The following is a 19,122-nucleotide window of genomic DNA, read 5'->3' as shown; positions in this document are numbered from 1 at the left end:
GGCAAATAATCTGCACATCTAAAATCCGCATATCTGCACATCTTACTATTCCACTTCTTCAGCCGCTTCGGCATATTTAGATGGTATAGTATTGTACTCGGCTTTAAACATTTTAACAAAATACTTTTGGCTTTTAAACCCTACTTTATGGCAAATTTGTGAAATGGTTAAATGCCCGGTTTCCAGAAGTTGGGCAGCCCGTTTTAAGCGCATGGAGCGCACCAACTCGTTAGGGGTTTTACCGGTCATGGCCAGTATTTTTTTATAGAGCGTGTACCGGCTTACAAATACCTCGTTGCTTAATTCCTCTACCGAGAAATTGGGGTTGGAGATATTGTTATCTATCAATATCAATACCTTTTTAATAAAGGCCTCATCCGGCGATTCAACCTGCATTTCGGTTGGATTTACTTCTACCTGTTTGGTATAGGTTTTACGCATACTTTCCTGTTGACTCAGGATGTTGCGGATTTTTGATTGTAAAATTTCGAAGTTAAACGGCTTAGTCAAGTAATCGGTAGCGCCGGTTTCAAGCCCTTTCAACTGCTGATCTTCGCCGGTCATGGCGGTAAGCAAAATAACGGGAATATGCGATGTGCGCTTGTCGTTCTTGATTTTCAAACACAGATCTATGCCATTCATTTCGGGCATATTTACATCGCTCACTATCAAATTGGGATGTTGGGCCAATGCTTTCTGCCAGCCTTTCTTGCCATTTTCTGCCTCTATAATGTTGAATGCTGTTTTTAAGTTATCTTTAATATAAAACCTAAAATCGTCATTATCTTCTACCAGCAAAACGGTTGGCCTTTTGCCATCACGTGGTTCTTTACAGGTTTCGGTTTTAGGAACTCCACTCTCCTGCAAAAATTCGGTATAATGATTAAATGGCAAAAGTGTATCTGTAAACACATTGCTATTTAACTGAGTAAGTGGCAATAACACGGTAAAGCAACTCCCCTGATTAAATTCGCTCTCTACATAAATTTCGCCCTCGTGCAGTTTTACAAATTCTTTGGTGATAGATAAACCAATGCCACTACCCTGGTTAAGCATTGATCCGGGCAAGTCATTTTGAAAAAAAGGATCGAAGATCTTGTCCAGTTTATCGCCTGCGATACCTATACCAGTATCTACTACCCTAATCTCCAAAAACTGTTCGTCTGTATCCCGTTTATCAATAAGATTTACTAAAACGCTTACCTGCCCGCCTTCATGCGTAAATTTATAAGCGTTAGAGAGTAGATTGAACATGATGCGCTCAATTTTGTCATGATCAAAACTGGTGTAAAAGTTTTCAATTTCGGTATCAAAAACAAAGCGGATATTTTTTTGATCGGCCACGTCAGTAAACGCGAAGGAAAGCTCTTTAATAAAGCCTATAATATCGCCATTCATCTTATGCAGCTTTAACTCCTGGTACTCCATTTTCCTAAAATCGAGCAATTGGTTTACCAGGTTAAGCAGGCGCTTCGCATTACGGTTAACCAGTAACAATTGGCGCTGTACCTCTGGTTCGGTAACCTGTTTCAGAATTTTATCAACCGGGGCCATAATAAGCGATAGCGGGGTACGAAACTCGTGGCTTACGTTAGTGAAGAATTTTATCTTCATCAAATCAAGCTCATGCATACGCTGGGCTTCCTCCCGTTCCTTTTCAATAGAAAACTGGGCACGTATTTTTTGGATGCCGCTTCTGCGCATATATAATAAGCCACCAAGTATCATTATTGAGTACAGGATATAGGCCCAGGTGGTTTTCCAATATGGCGGCGATATTTTAATGTTTAACGCAAGCTCTCTACTGTTCCATCCCTCGTTATTACCGGCGCGTACTCTAAACACGTAGTCGCCGGCATCAAGGTTGGTGTAAGTGGCTTTGCGTACCTTGTTATCGGCATCTATCCAATCCTTATCAAAGCCCTGCATGCGGTATTGGTACTTTGTTTTATCAGGGTTAAAATAATTAAGCGCCGCAAATTCAATGGCAAATACGTTATCGTTATATTTTAGGTTGAGGTTTTTTAAACCTACTATGGAGCTATTTAAAATAACCGATCCGTTTACCTTATCGCCAGGCTTTACGGTTTGGTTAAAAATTTGCAGATCGGTAAATACCAGGTTAGGCTGGCTTTTATTACTCAGGATATTGGTTGGTTTAAAAACATTAAAGCCGTTACCTCCGCCAAACAGCAACTCACCTTCACGGGTATGGAATGAGGAGTTTTCGGTAAATTCCCTGCCCTGCAACCCCTCTGTTTCGTTATAATTTACAAAATGAAACTTCAGTTTAGCTGATGATCTATCAACAAAAATACTCGACAGTCCGTTAGGTGTACTTGCCCATATGTTGTTACGGCTGTATTGCTGTAAATCAATAATGGTGTTATCCGGCAAACCGTCGGCTTTGTTAATGTTGGTAAATTTGCCGGTTTTATAATCAAATATGCTGATCCCTTCGCGGGTACTTATCCAAATAAGCCCGTCTTTATCTTCGAGGATATTATTGGTGTTGTTATTGATGAGGCTGTTGGGGTTATTATCATCATGCAGGTAGTGCAAAAACCGGTGGTTCTTTTTAAGTAAAAGATCAACGCCATAAGCGGTTACTATCCATAAATTTTTACGCCTGTCTTCAACTAATGAACTGATGTAATTGGAGTGTATAGAGTTTTTACTCATATCACCATCAAAGCGGTAAGTGTTTACTACATTACGGTTCTTATCCAATATGTTTAACCCTGCCGATAGTGTGCCCACCAGTAAATTATGGTCGCTGTCTTCGGTAATGGAACAAACCCGGTCTTCAGATATGCTGGATGCTACACCGTCAACGTGCCTGTAATGCTTAAAAGTTTGGCCATCATAACAATCCAAACCGCCATAATAGGTGCCTATCCAAAGTTTTTGCTCATGATCAATAAACAGGCAAACCACCACATTATTGGTAAGGCTGTTTTTATCGGCTGCATTATGCAGGTATTGCTTAAAACTATTGGTTTTTCTGTCCCAATAAATAAGTCCGCCGCCGTTGGTACCAATCCAGATGTTGCCGGCTTTGTCTTCGGCAAAATTGTTAATATCACTAAAGGGCAAACTGCTTTTATCAGACAGGTGATGTGTATAGCCGGCAAACTTTATAATATTCTGGTGGTAGTAATTAACACCGCGTTTATAGGTACCGCACCAGATAATGCCGCTATCATCTTTATAAATACAAGGGATACTATTTTGGCCAATGGTTTTGTTATCGTCCTCACGGTTGGTTAAATACTGGGCCGTGAAAGTTTTTTTGTTGAGCAGGTTGATGCCCCCATGATCTGTACAAATCCATATGCGGTTTTGATCGTCCTGGGTAACATCAGATATTACATCGGTATTTATAGTGCCTGTGCTTTTTGTAAAGTGCTTAAACACTTTATTGGCCATGCTAAGGTAAAATACACCGGCCGAGTAACTGGGTACAAAAGCCCATATATCATCCTGTTTATCAATAAAAACCCTATAGCTTGAGCTTAAGGCCTGAGGCAAATTACCCAGTTTTACCCGGTAATTTACTTTATAAGTTTTAGGATCAAGTCGTTCCAATACGCCGGAGTTTGATACCAGCCAGATGTTACCCTTTGAATCGACCGACAGATCGGTAACCATGTTTGAGGATATGGATGTGGTATCAGCATCTTTATGTGTTAAGTTGATGGTATTATTGGTTACAGGATCATATTTAAATACCCCTTGCGACTTATTATGCTGCAGAAACCAAAAATTGCCAAACCTGTCTTTTTTAATAGCTAAAATATAAGTATCATAAACCTTTATTTTATACATAAAGGTTTTGAGGTTATGGGAAAACCGTTCGGTTGCCGGGTCGTAAATATTAAAGCCGGTACGGGTTTCTATCCATAATTTATTTTCGGGGCCGGGGTTGATGCTTACAATGTAGTCATCATCAAGTGTGGTGGTATCGCCGGCAATGTGTTTAAAAGTTTTAAAGCTATAACCATCGTACTTATTTAAGCCCGATAGTGTGCCGAACCACATAAAGCCCTTATTATCTTTATAAATACAGTTTACCTGGTTATGGGATAAGCCTGCATTAATATCAAGGTGCGAAAACTGGAACTGGTTATTTTGCGCGTTTACAAACCGCACCGTAAAGAGCAGCAAAAAAAGCAGCAAAAATGCCCTAAACTTCATGCAGATACCTTTTGGACTATAAATTGGTTTATAACTAACCTTAAAGGTAACATTAAAACCAATTGATATTAAAATAAATTGAAGTTTATGGCGATATTATTAATACCTACCTGCCCAGTTCATGTGCTACGGAAAGCAGTTCTTGGTCGGTTGTAAAACCTTCCAGCTTTTTGACTACACTACCATCTGCGTTAAAGAAAAACAATGTTGGTGTGGCCCTGATAGGGTGCAATTCATTCAGTTTTTTACCTTCAGGACTATCAACATCAATGGCAACGTTAACCAACTGATTATTATAGATTTGGCCCAAGTCCTTTTTTACCAATACTTCCTGTTCCATTTTTTTACAGGTTGGACACCAGGAAGCGTGTGCAAATACAAACAAGGGTTTATTTTGAGTTTTTGCGAGTTGCAGTGCCTGCGCCAACGAAGTAACCTTAAAGTTTATGCCCTGCTGCGAGGTTAGCCGCGGCTTAAATTTGTTGCTGCATGCAGCTAATGTTACACATAAACCAATCACAGCGAAAAGCATTAATGCCGCGCTTATGTTCTTTTTCAAATTAATCATCATAAAAAATTGTAGCGAACCTTTATCGATTCAGGAGATTAGTCGGGATGTTGACGCGTTCCTTACATTTTTTTGGCATAAAAAAACACCGCCTACGGGTTAACCATAACGCGGTGTATACTAACGGAGGGGAATAAATTATTTTACAGCCAACAGATCAACTTTTTTAATAACAGGTGCTTCGGCCAATAGTTCTGGTGCTTTGGCCATTAGTGCCTGGGCTATAAGACCGCCAAGGTGAGCATCACGGCCGGCTTCATCTTCAAAAGTATCAAATATGCCAAATGTTGACGTGCCTAACTGCAAGGCATACCAACTTACCGTGCCTGGCTCCTGCTCTGCCAATGGCAATGCGCTTTTAATAAAGTCGGCTACTTCTTGTTCTTTACCGGGTTTGGCCTCAAGGGTGGCCAGTAATGCTAATTTTACCATTGTGCTTTGATTTTTACAGGTGATTTGGGCAATCGCTTTTTAACAACCGCCACTTATTCAAACTTTGACGATACTGATTTAGATTCCTTACAAGGAATCTGAAAATTTGTTTGAGGTTACTACAAAACGGGGTAAGCAAAATTATGTCGCAAGAAATTGTTGCCGCTGGTTGGTTCAATCAGGGACCGTTACTTTCCCAAAAACGTGCTTTGATAAAAAGAGTTTGATCAATTGTTATATCAGATATTAACTAAAAATTGCTTTGCTGTATAGTAACCGGCCCTATCAATCCCGACTTTAGCAAAGGCGAATCTTTGGTATAAAACTCATAAGTAGTGAAAGTGAACCTTTTACTTGGGCGGGCTTCGTCTTTCAACAGCCATTGGGGCCAAAGATTATCGTCTTTTATGCCATCGCCTCGTATTCTGGCATCACCTATAAGCCTGTTGGCCCATAAATTTACCACTTCTATCTCCAGTTGGTTATGTGTTTTTAAACCTGCTGCGCTGATATCAATCTTCCAGGGTGCGGTCCAGATTACGCCGAGACTTTTACCGTTTACTTTAACCCTCACCATGTTGCTTACCTCGCCAAGATCGAGGCTGATTTTTTTATTTTTTTTGGAGATTACGCTTTTAGGCAGATCGAACTTTTTACGATAGACGGCTGTACCAGAGTAGTATTTAATACCATCCTCCGACCGTTGCGTCCAGTCTTTTAGTTCATTAAATTGAATGTGTTTAGGCCCACCCCATTTAGGATCAAAGGACACCTGCCATGGACCCGCAAGTGTTTTTACTATTTTGGTTTGCGTAAAGTTTTTGACATTGGTAGTTACTACTGCGTTTTTAGCAAACACAATAAAATAACTTTGATAAGCCGCAAACTTTAAAGGTATTGATGTAACAGCGCCTTTTACCAAATACTCCGGCAGGTTTCTCACTGCGGTATTTATAGGGTCCCACAGTTGAGGTTTACCGGCTATGCTTCTGAACGATGCCGTGGTTTCTACGGCTTCCTCCGTTCTGTTCGATATAAAATAGATATCTTCATTGCCTACCATGCGGTGTGTATAACGTAATTTACCGTTGGCTACAAAATCCTCGTTTACATTCATAGATTTTAGCAAAGTGGCGGTAAGGTCATACTCGGGGTAAAGGTCATTGATCTGTTCATCCAATTCACCGCCCCAAATCACTTTCCCTTTGCCGTAAGCATGTTCGGTTTGTTGCGCGGGCTCCTGTAAAGACCCCCAAAGTGTTTTAGCCATGGTGGCAAGTTGAACGTCGCAAAGCGGATAACCCGATAAACCCGGCGATTTTGAAGGTGGCGCGCCAACAATTACGGCACCATCATTTACCAAAGCGGTTATTTTTTGCAGTAACGCGGGCGTCATTGTCTTTACAGCCGGTAAAACCAACAGCTTATAACTGGCACCACCCGGAAACACAATCAAACCGTTTTGAACACTTGCTTTATAAAGCTGCGTTGGTGAGCAACCATCAAAATTATAACCCTTTCTATCGGGCATTACCAAATCGCCATCCATGGCCAAAGACGGTGGTCTGAAAACGTGCGGCGATCCTTCAGGTGTTAAATACAATACATCGGCAACCGTATGACCTTGCTGTAAAATGTACTGGCAACGGGATATGTAGTCATGATAGCTGCCCACCATCGGCCACCAGGTTTGGTTCCTGTCCCAATGTACACCGTAGGGCCCCATGGTTGCACCCGGACGTAAAGAATCGGGCAGAAACTGATTTTGAAAGGTGTGGTAAACAAAGCGGTTAATACCGGTAGCAAACGCCCAATCACCCTGGTTTTTCATTGATCCGGGGTATTGTTTCCAAACTTCATCCTGGGCGGTAAATGCTTCAGCCGGGATCAGCGATTTTCCATTCACGTGCCCAATTGATGTAGATTCGATACAGCTAAAGGAAGAATTAAAGCCAAAACCTTTGCTCCAAAACTCGCACATAGGCACATCAGCAATATTACCCAGTTCCAGATCGGCGGTCGGGTTCATATCATAGGGTTCGATAGAAAGTTGCAGGCCTAATTTATGGCTGTACTCTTTCACATGCCCCGCGTGGTTTTCCAGTACTAACTCCTGCGATGTTTGGCGCAGATCCCATAAAAAGCGTTCGCTGATTTCTTTACTCTCAACAATTTCGCCGGCATAAACAGGATAATACGGCAAGGGATCATACCCTCTTCTTTTTTTAAATTCCTCTCGGAAACGGGCCGTCCAGTTTTGAGAGCCCATTTCCCAGCTATCAATATGTAAGCGTTTTAAGCCGCCCTGTGAAGTTGGATCAGGCTTGCCGGTTTTACGCAACAGCCTGCCAACATAATTATCCAAATGGGCGTTCAAGGCCAGGGTATCAAATTTATCAGCTTCAAAGCCTAAGCCGGGTACCGGTGCCGGGCGGGTAATAGCCCCGTTGTTCCGTTTTCCAAAACGAATGATAGTCCAGTTGTCCGCTGGGGCTTGCCAATTGATTGTACCATCGGCCTGTAATTTACCGGTAAGGTCAATTATTTTGTTTTTATCGATAACGGCATCCTTCGCAGGTTCTACGTAATCCACCACATAAGGCAAATATTGCTTAACATCAGCTACAGATGAATATGGCGCGCGGTAGTAAAGCGCCTTTTCATCAATATCTGTTATTTTAGGCGACGTAGCTGTTGGTGTTGGATAAGCTAACACGGCTACGTCCTCGTAGAAATCATCCCATTGTTCCTTTAATTCGGGTGTAAAGGCTCCCTCACCAAAGTATGGGCGCTTAGGTAATGGCTTTGGCAAAACAATAGGCAGTTTGGTACCACCTGTTACATTTACCGTGCTGCTTACCAAATGCTGCATGGATTGCGCTATGGGTACCCATGGGCCGCCACTGCCTGTCCACCCAGGTCCGATGCCCAGAGTAATTTCGATACCCAGCCGTTTTGATTCTTTCACAGCATGGGCGAAAAGGTTTTGCCATTCCTCGCTCAAAAAATCAACCGGTCCGCGTGGGATACCTACGTTTACCTCTAAGAAGATAAGATTGCCGATACCCGCCTTTTTCATAGATTCCAAATCGGCGGTGATAGATTTGGCCGACATATTACCATCCATAAAATACCAGTAAACACCGGGTTTGGCACTATCCGGCGGATGCACAAAACCAGCTTTCAGTTTACTTACCTGCGCAAAAGATGCCGTTTGGCAGCACACCAAGGTTACAAGGAAAAAGAGAAGGGAGCGGTACATTGTATAATAGTATTAGTACGATACTGTTCAAAATTAATCAAATATGATCCGTTCTTTTTGCATTGACGAATAAACACCTGTTATACAAGTAAATATACCTTACTATGCAAAAATATTAACTCGCGGCACGTACCACAAAGAGGCATTATTCGTCTCTAAAAAACCAAATCAAATTGCAAACTTTTACAAACAACCAAATCTATTTTAATTCCGCCTACAAGATGTTAACTATTTGATATTGTGTTTATACTTTTTGATTTATTTTAACTGGCTTGTTAAGCGTTAACCTTGCCTTATCTAATTTTGTGGGATGCCATCCGCTCCCTCCAGGAAAAACCACCAAAGGATATGGTACCTTATTAAAACTCAGCCTGTCTTTTCGAAATGCTTAATAAACAACTGGTGCCGGCTGATTAGCCCCAAGGTTTATTACCGCCGGTTTTTTAGATGGGAACAATATAATCACCAATATCATAGCCAATAAAACCCAGCTAATTACCTGGTAATAATCTACAGCAAAGCGCAGCTGGCTTTGAACCCCGATATTTTTGTTCAACAACCCGTTAGCAATTTTTATAGCCTGATCGGGAGCTACTCCTTTACCTGTCAAAGCCTGTTTGTACAAGGTTAATTTTTGAACAGCCACCGGATTTAAAACACTTAGTTGTTCATGGAAACGACTTGCATGATCGGCCTGCCTGTAAAGCTGAAAATAATTGATAAGCGATATACTGCTACAAAAACCGGTAAAACGCATAAAGATCCCCACTGCCGAACCCGTGTTACCATATTTTACAGGCGACGACGAAATGATGAACAATATAATAGGGGTCATACACATCCCTGCCCCCAAACCTTGCAATATCACCGGCAGGATTAAACTTTCGGTATCAACCTGCGCCGAAAACACAAAGCACATATATACATGAAAAGCCAGCAAAAAGGTGAATCCATAAATAAGGATATGCCTTAATGGTTTTTTCCTGAGCATGTATCTTGATGCAATAGTAACGCTTGCAACAATAGCTGCCAGGTTATAAATGAGCAAATACCCCTGATTTATCGGGTCGATACCCAAAACGCTACCCATATACGAGGTTGTTATACCAAACGAGCCGCGGCAAATGTAAAATACAAACAGCAACAAGGCGGCCAATACAAAACTGCGGGATTTAAAAGCCTGGATATAAAAGTAAGGCCGCTTAGAAAAAAGTTGCCTTACTACAAAAATACTTAGCAATAACACGATAGCAGCAACGCTCAGGCTAATACGATTATCATCAAACCAATCATATTGCTGGCCGTATATCATCACATAACCAATAAGACACAGGCTTGCAGAATAGATTACAAAGCCGGCCCAATCTAACCTGTACAAAGGCAATTTACGATCAAGGCGCACATTGTTCATGATAATACACATCAATATCGCGCCCGGTAAAAAGGAATAAATGGCGCATTTATAAATCACATTAAAATTAAAACTATCAATAATAGAAGCGGTAAACAATACCGATAATGGCGACACGCACAACAGTACGCAATAAACAACCGAGTAGCCAATTTCCTTTGACCGCTCGCTATGTAACCTACTGAACATGAGTGTAAGCGTAATACTGAGGCTGGTACAGGTTAGCATGCCCTGGATATACCTGAAAATTAAAAGCAGGAAAAACGTATGGGTATTATAACAGATGTAGCAGGTAGTTACCATTAATAATACGCTGATAAGCAGATATACTTTACTGGCAAAGTTTCTAAAAAATCTTTTCTCCAGCACCACAAAACTCGCGGTAGCAGCATACAATATAATCATTGAAAACTGCGCGTCATTAGGGCTGATACCGTAGTAACCGGCAGACGCGCTTACGTTACTGATGGATAGCGAAAACAAAATGATCCCCGGCAAAATCACCAACAGTAAACTCAGCCTGATCAGCCACTCGGGTACCCAGGGTTTAAAAACAGGAATTACACGGCTCATTGTTTTACTAATTTTTGGGTACGGCAACGCTGGCATTCATACCGGCGCTTAAAAAAGCAACGTCGGCAGCTTTGTTGTCTATTTTAATTTTTACGGGGATACGTTGTGCTATCTTCACAAAGTTACCGGTGGAGTTATCTGGCGGCAGCAACGAAAAGCGCGATCCAGTAGCTGGCGACAATGAAAGAATTTGCCCCTTTATTTTCCTATCGGGATAAGCATCCGTAGTGATATCAACCGACTGGCCAATACGCATATCATGCAACTGCGTTTCCTTAAAATTGGCCACCACCCAAAGGCCGGTTTCCTTATCGACAATATAAGTCAACGTTTGCCCAACCTGTATTTGCTGACCGGGCTGTATGGTACGCTTGCCCATTTTACCATTGTAAGGAGCGGTAATTACCGTGTAAGAAACATCGAGGTTGTTGCGCTGCAGAACAAGTTCCCGGCGTTTGATTTCTGACAGCACCGGTGTAATTTGCGACCGACTATCATTCACTTTTGATAACGATGCCTGGTAGGTATTTAAAGCCGCCTGGTAATCAGACCGGGCAACATCCAGTGCGCTCTGTACATTTTCTAACTGCTGCTTAGTGGCCGATTCGGCATCGTACAATTTGCTAAATCGTTCAAACTCCTGCTGTTGTTTAACCAGTTTCGCTTTGGCCGCAGCTATTTGTACATTGTTTACTTCGGCAATTTTGGCGGCGGTTTGTACATTGCTTTCTAACACACGCACCTGCTCTTTGGCATTTTGCAAACCTGCTCCTGCTTCTTCCTGTTGTAGCTGGTATTCGCGGTTATCAATAATGAGTAAGGTATCTCCTTTTTTTACGTCCTGGTTTTCATCGTACCTAATTTCTTTTACAAAACCACTTACACGTGCTGTAATGGGATTGATGTAGGCTTCTACCTGCGCATCGTCGGTTTCCTCATAGCTATATAAGTGTATCAGCGTGATGATACCCCAAACCAGTAGCGCGATGGCAACTATGCCGGCTATCCAGGTGGTTATTTGGGTTATTACCCTATCTGTTTTTGTATGGGTGGTTATTTGCTTGTTCATGATTAAAGTTTGCCGGTTACGTTTTGTAATTGATAATATTGAAGCTGTGCCGCTATTTTGGCCGCGGCGAGATCAAAGCGGGTTTGTAATAACTGCGTATCTGCATCTAACAAATCGGTTATTAACGATAGCTGGTTAAAATAGGTATTGCTTACTATGCGCCTGTTTTCGGTAGCCTGTTTTACATTGGTTTGGGTTACATCTACCCTATTCAATGCTTCCCGGTAGCGCAGCCAGGCTTCGTTTACCTGTTGGCGTACCACATCTTCAGTTTGGGCATGTTCAATTTCCTGGCTTTCCAATTCCAACCGGGCTACTTTGGTTTTATGGTTATTATGGTAAAATGATGATGGCGAAAATGAAGCCTTCACCCCGGCAAAACCCAAACCATAAATACTGCCCGAGTATGGGTAAAACAGGATTTGCGGATAGCTGTAATTATAAGCCGCAAATAAGCCTACTTTAGGTAATACATTTGCTTTAATACTTTTTAGCTTCAATTCCTTTAAAGCAGTTTCCTGTTCAGATATTTTTACCTGGTAAGCACCATTGGCAGCATCGGCCATGTATGTGCTATATGGTTTTAGCTGAACGGAATCTAACTGAACTTCTTCCACAGGGTCAATACGCTGTTCGTCGGGCAAGCCTATCAAAATGTTTAGCTTTTGGTTAGCAATTGCTAAATCGTTATCTAACTGGGTTAAGGAAAGCTTTTGTTTGGATAGTTTAAGCTCGGCACGCAGTACATCGCTTTTTAGCACTACACCGTTCTTTTGCAGGGTTTTAATTTGCAGGAGTTGTTTTTCCTGCGCCGCAATATCTTTCAACAAAAGATCTTTAAAGATCAGGCTGCGCTGCATATCCAGGTAGTAGGCCGCGGCATGCAGCTTTGTTTCAGATACGGTAAGCTTCTTTTGCTCGCCGGCAATATTGCTTTCGTTTTTGCGGGCATCAATTTCCAGGTTTACCTTATTGCCGTTGTAAACGTTTAAATAAGCTTCGGCACCAACGGTATAAGTGGTATGCAGCACCGGAAATTGCGATGGCGAGCTGAATAAGCCGTTTTCATAAACAGGCATATTGCTTACGCGGGCATATTCGCCATTGATGTTAACTTCGGGCAAACGTTCGGCTTTGGCGTCTTTTATGGCTTCCTGGCTGCTGGTTATGTGCAGCTGTTTAATTTGTACAGCTTTACTGTTAACCTCGGCCTTTTGCCAAACCTGGGCAATTGTTAAGGGGAGGCTTTTACTGGTGTCGGTCGGGAATTGTTTTGCGCTTAGCGGCAAAACTATCATCAAGGCTGGCAACAGGGTTAGGTGATATTTACTATTAAAGTTCATGGTATTTCAATAGCACAAAGGTGAGGTCTTTTTAAAAGCTTATTTTATTTAAATTTGCCATATGTTTATTCATTCCAGCCAAAATATAGATACGGAGACCGCCAACAATTTCTTCAGGGATATTGATCAGCATCCCGATTCAGTATATGTAATTAACTGGAAAACAGAACGAAACTTCCCGCAGCATACCCACAAAAAGGGACAGTTGATTTATATTGAAGGCGGTATAGCATACATTCACCTTACCCATAAAACATTGGTGATCCCGGCCCGGCATTATGTTTGGATTCCGGCGGGGATGGTACATTTTGTGGAGATGCACCGGTCGGCTATTACCCGCACCATCTACTTTTACTCGCACGATGATGGCAGTAATCCCTTTTATACCAAAGGCGGTATCTACCCTATAAATACGTTGCTATTACAAATGCTCATCTACTCTGAAAGGTGGACCGGCGATGTAAGGCCCGACGAACCTGCTTTTAACTTTTTGGCCGGCATTAAAAGCATTTTGCCCGAGATTAGCCAAAAAGCGCTCCCCGTGGCTTTACCCACTACAGAAAATACCCGCATGCACCCTGTGCTGAATTATATGAATGCCAACCTTTATGAACCGCTTACCCTCACATCGGTAAGCAACAAAACAGGTTTTAGCGAGCGTACTTTATCGCGGCTGTTTCAATCAACGCTGCATATTTCTTTTCTGCAATATTTTAAGCTATTGAAAATGGTTAAAGCCATTGAGCTGATGCTGCAAACAGATCTGTCCATGAGCGAGATAGCTTATAAATTGGGATATAACAGTCTATCGGCATTCAGCGCTATATTTTATCAGCTAACCAATACCAGGCCGTCGGAGTTTGCGAAACAACTGAAATAGGAAATTTAGCGCATTACGGCCGGATCAAGCACTCTTGTTTTGAACCGTTCAGTAGCTCTTTTAATAGAAAATTGTTTAAAATGGGTAAGTTTTCTGATCTCATTAATGCGTTGATAGCCTGTTTTCTCTTTAGCAAGTTTGTTAAGTACCTGGTAGTCGTCTTTCAACAGGTCATCTTTTTGAAGCAGGCCGCCTTCCAATCCTTGCTTTAATAAATCGGCCATCAGGGTATTGGCGTATACATGTTCGGGCTTTTTAAAATAGGCATTGTTCAGTTGTTTGAACTGGTCGCTGATCCACTGGCCTGCGGTTTCGGATTTTACAACCATCCGGCCATGTTGTAGCGTAAGCTGGGGTAAAAAGAGGCGCACATCTTTCAAGCTAATCATATCGGCCTGGAACAAATCGCGCAGTGTATAATCAACCCTATCGGCACAAAGCAATGGCAAGGGTTGTTCTAATATTGGATAATCATGTCCAAATAAAATACCGGCGTCGAAACCAAATCTGTTTAAAATTTCAGGAATTTCTGATTTGTTGATCACCTCTTCAAATATACTTTCGTGGTAGTCCTCGTTAACATAGCCAAAAACATAATCGGCTACGTGCGAGAAAGCAGTGTGCGATACATCATGCGTTAAAGCAGCTATCTGCTCTTCCATGCTGCCACCCAGGTACTTTACCAAAAACAATACCCCTAATGAGTGCGCGTACCGGGTATGATTAATAGCAGAATCAACCAAAAAGATAGCACCACCCTGGTGAACCCGCTTTAAACGTTGCATTGGTTCAGAGCGGATTAGTTGTGCCAAAACCGATTCTACTTCAAAAACGCCGTATAGTTTGTCCTCTATTCTCATGGCTACATCAATTATAAAAGCATTAATATTTAGCTATCCCGGAATTTTGTGTCCCTGCGGATGGCATCACAAATATAATAAAATACTAATATTTTTAGTATTTTACATATAATTTAGCTTTTAAATTAAATGAAGTAAGTTGCTACGATCTCGTTTCGCCTCTTAGCACTATCTTTATCAATTCATGAATAACAAACTGCCGCAAATTATTACCGAAATACAGGCCGATATACTGCTTATTGAACAAGATATTACTTTGTATAAAGAGGATAGTTTCAACTCCCGTACAAACGCCATCGACTTAATTGATTTTCATATTATTGACCGCATAGAAAGCTTACAACAACAGCTTGGGCAGCATGAGCAATTGTATGTGCTAAACAAACACGCGGATGAACTCAAAAACAAACTTGAAACAATAAACACCCAACTATTCGCCCGCTTAAAAGAGCAGATCAAAACCGGTAACCTTGTACAATCATCATTTCAAACAATGATCTGTAAATATTTTGGAGCGGATTTTTTTGATGGTAAACAAGCCAATGAAGTTGGATATGATAATCTGGATATTTTCATCAATGGCCTATTGATAGATGAGGCCGTCCCTATGCCAACCATCGAACAACAGCCGGAGATGGTATTTTATCAGCAAACGCCCGCGAAAGTAATTTTTGAATTGATAAGATTAGCCAAATTAAAACAGGATGATGTATTTTATGACCTGGGATCGGGCTTAGGGCAGGTTGGCATGCTTGTAAACGTAATGACCGGGGCAACTTGTAAAGGGATAGAATACGAACCGGCGTATTCCAACTATGCCCGGGGCAGCGCTTTAAAACTAAACTTATCCGATGTTGATTTTATTAACTCAGATGCCCGCGATGCCGACTATAGCCGGGGAACCATATTTTTTATGTATACTCCTTTTGAAGGAAGCATCATGCAACAAGTACTTAAAATCCTGCAAAACGAGGCATACAAAAGACCTATACGAATTTTCACTTATGGCCCCTGTTCCCCAGTTATAGCCAATGAAAATTGGCTCACCTGTGTGAACGGACCAGCTACTGACTTTTACAGGCTGTATGAGTTTAAAAGCAATATAAATTAACTGCAATTTGATTTAGCCTCTCGATTTAGAGCAATTTTTAGTTTTTAAACTGAAGCTGACCAGATTGTATTATTGTTTGGATTTCATTTGCAGATAAGGCCGATTCAAACACTTTTACCTCATTAATATGCCCATGAAACACCCGCTCTGAAGGAAACTCCTCATTGCGGCCCAACACCCATTTGTTATTTACAGATAGATTGACGGTTACGTCGAGCGTCGCTGTTCCGGCCAAAACTCCATCGATATACAGATAGAGGCCATTGCCCGTACATACGCCGGCTATATGATGCCAATGGTTTGCCCAATTAGCAGGCACATTTACGGTAACATCGCCCCGGCCCCAGCCACCGGCAAAAAAGGTGATCGTTTTATTATCCATGGTTTGCAAAACATGGTTATCCCCTTTGGTAATGATATCCACAAGGCCTTTTTCTTTACCGGTTGGACAAACCCAGCCCATCATGGTAATGGTTTCGCCCATCCTATCTAAAACAGGTGTATTGGGTATTTCTACATAGGTATGATCGCCAAAAAGTAATTTATCCTGGTTGGTATTACCTATAATAATCGCGCTGTTGTTAAAGCCGGATTTATCAGACACTGTTGCGCCATTTATATCCACATCCAGTATTAAAGATTCTAAATTGCTGTTGTAAACCTTGCAAATGGCACTTGCAGTATCTACAATTACTTTCTTAAATCCTTTACTGGCTACTGCCGTGGTATGGCTAATCGTTCGGGTTTGGCCGGCTTCAAGTTTTATTTTATCGGCAAATATGATGGTATCATTCAGCTTTACAGGTATATCGAACAACTTCGCTACACCTCCGGTATTCTTGATGGTGTATTTAATTTCCTGTTTTTGGTTTAGCTTCACCATTGGTTTAACATCAAGATTCCATATTTTGTAAGAATGAACCTGTGCCCTGGCCGCAAGTTTCACTTCTACTATAAAAGGCTTACTATCTGCCAGTTTTAATGTTGTTTTACCTACGGGGTAAAGTTGGCATAATACAGAGTCATTAAGGATATGCCCGGCTTCTACCAGGCAATTCTTGCTGCCATTTGGTTTACCATTAGCCATTAACTCAAGGGTTTTAATGCCGGTGCTTCCGGTATTGCTCAAGGTGAATTTAATCCAAAAAACTTCATCAGGCCTTACCGTTTTCTTAGTGGCCGATACATTGCTGATTTTAAAATCAGCTTTATCCTTTGTCTCCGATAATTCAACCGGAGTTTTGTTTGCCGGCCAGTTGCTTTTGTTATGGCCCATTGTAAAGGTCATGTTTCCGCCTTTTACAAGTAGTGTATGCGGCAAACTCAATTTTTCCCACCGCTTGCCGTTAACCTGTAAACCTTGTACATAGTTATTTTGAGGCGATGAATTATTGCTATTAATAACAAAGTTTTTCCCGTTAGGCAAATGAAGCGTCACCGACTTAAACAACGGCGCGCCAATGGCATACAATGGCCTGCCGGGGCAAACCGGGTAGATGCCCATAGCGCTAAACACATACCAGCTGGAAGTAGAACCCAAATCGTCATTACCTGGTAAACCACCCGGGGCAGCGCTAAAACGGTTAAGCATAAATTGCCTTAACCATTTTTGGGTTAATTGTGGCTTGCCAGCCTGGTTAAACAGGTATGGCAGGTGAAATACGGTTTCATTATCAAACAAAACTACATTGTTGCTAAACAACGAGTCCAGGCGTTTTGCAAACTGATCGTCGCCGCCCATCTGGTTAATCAGGTCGCGACCGTTTTGTGGGACGAAGTAGGAATAAACCCATTGATCACCTTCTTTATAGCCCGATGTACCCGGTTCTAATTTAAAGTCTTCGCCATTGCGCGGCAGCATCAGCAGCTTTTGCGTATTTAAAAGGTTGCGGTAATTATAACCACGGGCTGATAGCAGTTGCTGATCTGCGGGATTATGCATCACTTCGCCTGCAAATTGAGCCAGAGCCCAGTCATCATAAGCGTATTCAACCGTGCGGGTTACAGATTCCGGGCGGGTATAAGGTATATAGCCTTGCTGATTGTACACCTCCATATCTTTTTGAACAAACGGGCCATCCACAATACTTTTCTTCATGGCCTTGTATAACAAACCTTTGTCAAAACCGGTAATGCCCTTCAAATAAGAATCTACAATGATGGGGATAGCATGATTGCCTGTCATACTTTCGGTTGGCAAATGACCGCTTTGCTTATAAACATCCAACATGGAAAGGATTACATCTTTTTGTTGTTGCGGGTAAAGCAGTGTAAGCAAAGGATGTAACGACCGAAAAGTATCCCAGGGCGAAAAAAAGTCATATTGCGCATCACCTGTTTTTTGGTGGATTAGGCTATCGACACCTTTGTACCGGCCATCAGCATCATTAATTACCCACGGAACCAATAATGAATGGTATAAAGCGGTATAGAACACTGTTTTATTTTGTTCGTTGCTATCGGATACATCAATAACGGCAAGCTTTTTTTGCCAATCCAAGCTTGTTTGGTTGCGGACTTCATCAAAACTACGTTTACCAATTTCCTGATCTATATTATTTTGCGCTCCGGCATAACTAACTGTAGATGTACTTATTTTAACCAATAAACTCTTTTGCACCGGCAAAAAGGTAAACATCCAGCCGCCTTCAACCTGTTTTTTATCGATATAACTTTCGCTAAAGTTGATAACCGTATTGTTGTTTGATGCATAGATTATGGTAGAAGATGAAGCCGTCAACTCTCCACAATCGCCGATAAAAAGCATTTGTTTGCTTCCAGGAGCAAAAGTAAAACGGAACATGCCAGTACGCTTAGTGGCCGTGGCTTCAGCAGTAATATTCTCTTTGTTGAAATGTACTTTATAATAACCTGCGGATGCCTGCTCATTAGGATGCGAAAACCTCGCGGAGTATTTACGCGCTGTAAACTCAGTCTTTTCCCCTACCGGCATCATAAAAAAGCGACCCGACGAACCTTCAGGATAGCCACTGGCATGACCAAAACAGCTGAAATAGTAAACCGAGGTATCAACATAGTTATATCCCCTTGCCCCGGTAACCCTCGTTTCGGGACTTAGTTGAATAACACCCGACGGTGCCACTGCGCCCGGATAAGTACCGCCGTTATTGCCCCATTTGGTTGGTACCTTACTTACTGTTGTGCCAATAAAGGGATCAACATATTTTAAGTGGTTTGATTGCTGGGCAAATGCCCTGCCTAAAGGCCCACATGATATTATTAAAACTCCAAAAAGAATAACTAACTTAAACCTATCTAACCGCATCCTTAATATTTTTGAATCTCCTACCCTTTGCGTCTCCTGCATGCAAATCCGTCATGCATACTCGTGTTACAAATTCGCTCTGTATAGTTGGAGACGCAAAATATTGCGTCTCTACAAGAAAACACTTCCT

At 41.8% G+C, this 19,122-nt stretch carries 11 protein-coding genes; 2 read left to right on the top strand and 9 right to left on the bottom strand.

What is annotated here, in order from left to right:
* Positions 1–45: 45 nt before the first annotated feature.
* From QWZ17_RS19755 to QWZ17_RS19725, 7 genes are all read right to left on the bottom strand, one after another.
* Positions 46–4,197 carry a hybrid sensor histidine kinase/response regulator transcription factor gene (locus QWZ17_RS19755; protein WP_290307026.1) on the bottom strand — a complete coding sequence of 1,384 codons (4,152 nt, stop codon included), beginning with the start codon at positions 4,195–4,197 and terminating at the stop codon, positions 46–48.
* Positions 4,198–4,303: 106 nt separating this feature from the next.
* A complete protein-coding gene (locus QWZ17_RS19750) occupies positions 4,304–4,756 on the bottom strand; it encodes a thioredoxin family protein (protein ID WP_290307025.1) in 453 nt (150 codons plus the stop codon).
* A gap of 147 nt (positions 4,757–4,903) precedes the next feature.
* The gene (locus tag QWZ17_RS19745; RefSeq protein WP_290307024.1) at positions 4,904–5,197 is read right to left on the bottom strand and encodes a putative quinol monooxygenase; all 294 of its coding nucleotides are present in this window, start codon (positions 5,195–5,197) and stop codon (positions 4,904–4,906) included.
* A gap of 250 nt (positions 5,198–5,447) precedes the next feature.
* Positions 5,448–8,459 carry a glycosyl hydrolase gene (locus QWZ17_RS19740; RefSeq protein ID WP_290307023.1) on the bottom strand — a complete coding sequence of 1,004 codons (3,012 nt, stop codon included), beginning with the start codon at positions 8,457–8,459 and terminating at the stop codon, positions 5,448–5,450.
* Positions 8,460–8,847: 388 nt separating this feature from the next.
* Complete coding sequence (locus QWZ17_RS19735; protein ID WP_290307022.1) at positions 8,848–10,443, bottom strand: MFS transporter; 1,596 nt, start codon at positions 10,441–10,443, stop codon at positions 8,848–8,850.
* A 7-nt stretch (positions 10,444–10,450) separates the two neighbouring features.
* Positions 10,451–11,512 carry an HlyD family secretion protein gene (locus tag QWZ17_RS19730; RefSeq protein WP_290307021.1) on the bottom strand — a complete coding sequence of 354 codons (1,062 nt, stop codon included), beginning with the start codon at positions 11,510–11,512 and terminating at the stop codon, positions 10,451–10,453.
* 2 nt (positions 11,513–11,514) lie between these two features.
* A complete protein-coding gene (locus QWZ17_RS19725; protein ID WP_290307020.1) occupies positions 11,515–12,855 on the bottom strand; it encodes a TolC family protein in 1,341 nt (446 codons plus the stop codon).
* 61 nt (positions 12,856–12,916) lie between these two features.
* Here QWZ17_RS19725 and QWZ17_RS19720 point away from each other — a divergent pair, with 61 nt between their 5' ends.
* Positions 12,917–13,735 (top strand): helix-turn-helix transcriptional regulator, encoded by an 819-nt coding sequence (locus QWZ17_RS19720; RefSeq protein ID WP_290307019.1) that lies wholly within the window; start codon positions 12,917–12,919, stop codon positions 13,733–13,735.
* A 5-nt stretch (positions 13,736–13,740) separates the two neighbouring features.
* On the opposite strand, the gene QWZ17_RS19715 is transcribed toward QWZ17_RS19720, so the two are convergent.
* Entirely contained in the window at positions 13,741–14,595 is an 855-nt protein-coding gene (locus QWZ17_RS19715) for an HD domain-containing protein (protein ID WP_290307018.1), read from the bottom strand.
* 184 nt (positions 14,596–14,779) lie between these two features.
* On the opposite strand from QWZ17_RS19715, the gene QWZ17_RS19710 reads away from it, so the two are divergent.
* On the top strand, positions 14,780–15,706 hold the full coding sequence (locus QWZ17_RS19710) for a class I SAM-dependent methyltransferase (protein WP_290307017.1): 927 nt from the start codon (positions 14,780–14,782) through the stop codon (positions 15,704–15,706).
* A gap of 37 nt (positions 15,707–15,743) precedes the next feature.
* Here QWZ17_RS19710 and QWZ17_RS19705 read toward each other — a convergent pair whose 3' ends face one another.
* Entirely contained in the window at positions 15,744–19,034 is a 3,291-nt protein-coding gene (locus QWZ17_RS19705) for a GH92 family glycosyl hydrolase (protein ID WP_290307016.1), read from the bottom strand.
* Between the last annotated feature and the right edge of the window lie 88 nt (positions 19,035–19,122).

Source organism: Mucilaginibacter flavus (assembly GCF_030409315.1).
Lineage (GTDB): Bacteria > Bacteroidota > Bacteroidia > Sphingobacteriales > Sphingobacteriaceae > Mucilaginibacter > Mucilaginibacter flavus.
This window is presented reverse-complemented; position numbering and strand designations above follow the sequence as displayed.

Excerpts from the sequence above, each read along its gene's own strand:
- QWZ17_RS19755 (WP_290307026.1), bottom strand. The coding sequence starts at position 4,197 with ATGAAGTTTAGGGCATTTTTGCTGCTTTTTTTGCTGCTCTTTACGGTG.
- QWZ17_RS19745 (WP_290307024.1), bottom strand. The coding sequence starts at position 5,197 with ATGGTAAAATTAGCATTACTGGCCACCCTTGAGGCCAAACCCGGTAAA.
- QWZ17_RS19740 (WP_290307023.1), bottom strand. The coding sequence starts at position 8,459 with ATGTACCGCTCCCTTCTCTTTTTCCTTGTAACCTTGGTGTGCTGCCAA.
- QWZ17_RS19735 (WP_290307022.1), bottom strand. The coding sequence starts at position 10,443 with ATGAGCCGTGTAATTCCTGTTTTTAAACCCTGGGTACCCGAGTGGCTG.
- QWZ17_RS19730 (WP_290307021.1), bottom strand. The coding sequence starts at position 11,512 with ATGAACAAGCAAATAACCACCCATACAAAAACAGATAGGGTAATAACC.
- QWZ17_RS19725 (WP_290307020.1), bottom strand. The coding sequence starts at position 12,855 with ATGAACTTTAATAGTAAATATCACCTAACCCTGTTGCCAGCCTTGATG.
- QWZ17_RS19720 (WP_290307019.1), top strand. The coding sequence starts at position 12,917 with ATGTTTATTCATTCCAGCCAAAATATAGATACGGAGACCGCCAACAAT.
- QWZ17_RS19715 (WP_290307018.1), bottom strand. The coding sequence starts at position 14,595 with ATGAGAATAGAGGACAAACTATACGGCGTTTTTGAAGTAGAATCGGTT.
- QWZ17_RS19710 (WP_290307017.1), top strand. The coding sequence starts at position 14,780 with ATGAATAACAAACTGCCGCAAATTATTACCGAAATACAGGCCGATATA.
- QWZ17_RS19705 (WP_290307016.1), bottom strand. The coding sequence starts at position 19,034 with ATGCAGGAGACGCAAAGGGTAGGAGATTCAAAAATATTAAGGATGCGG.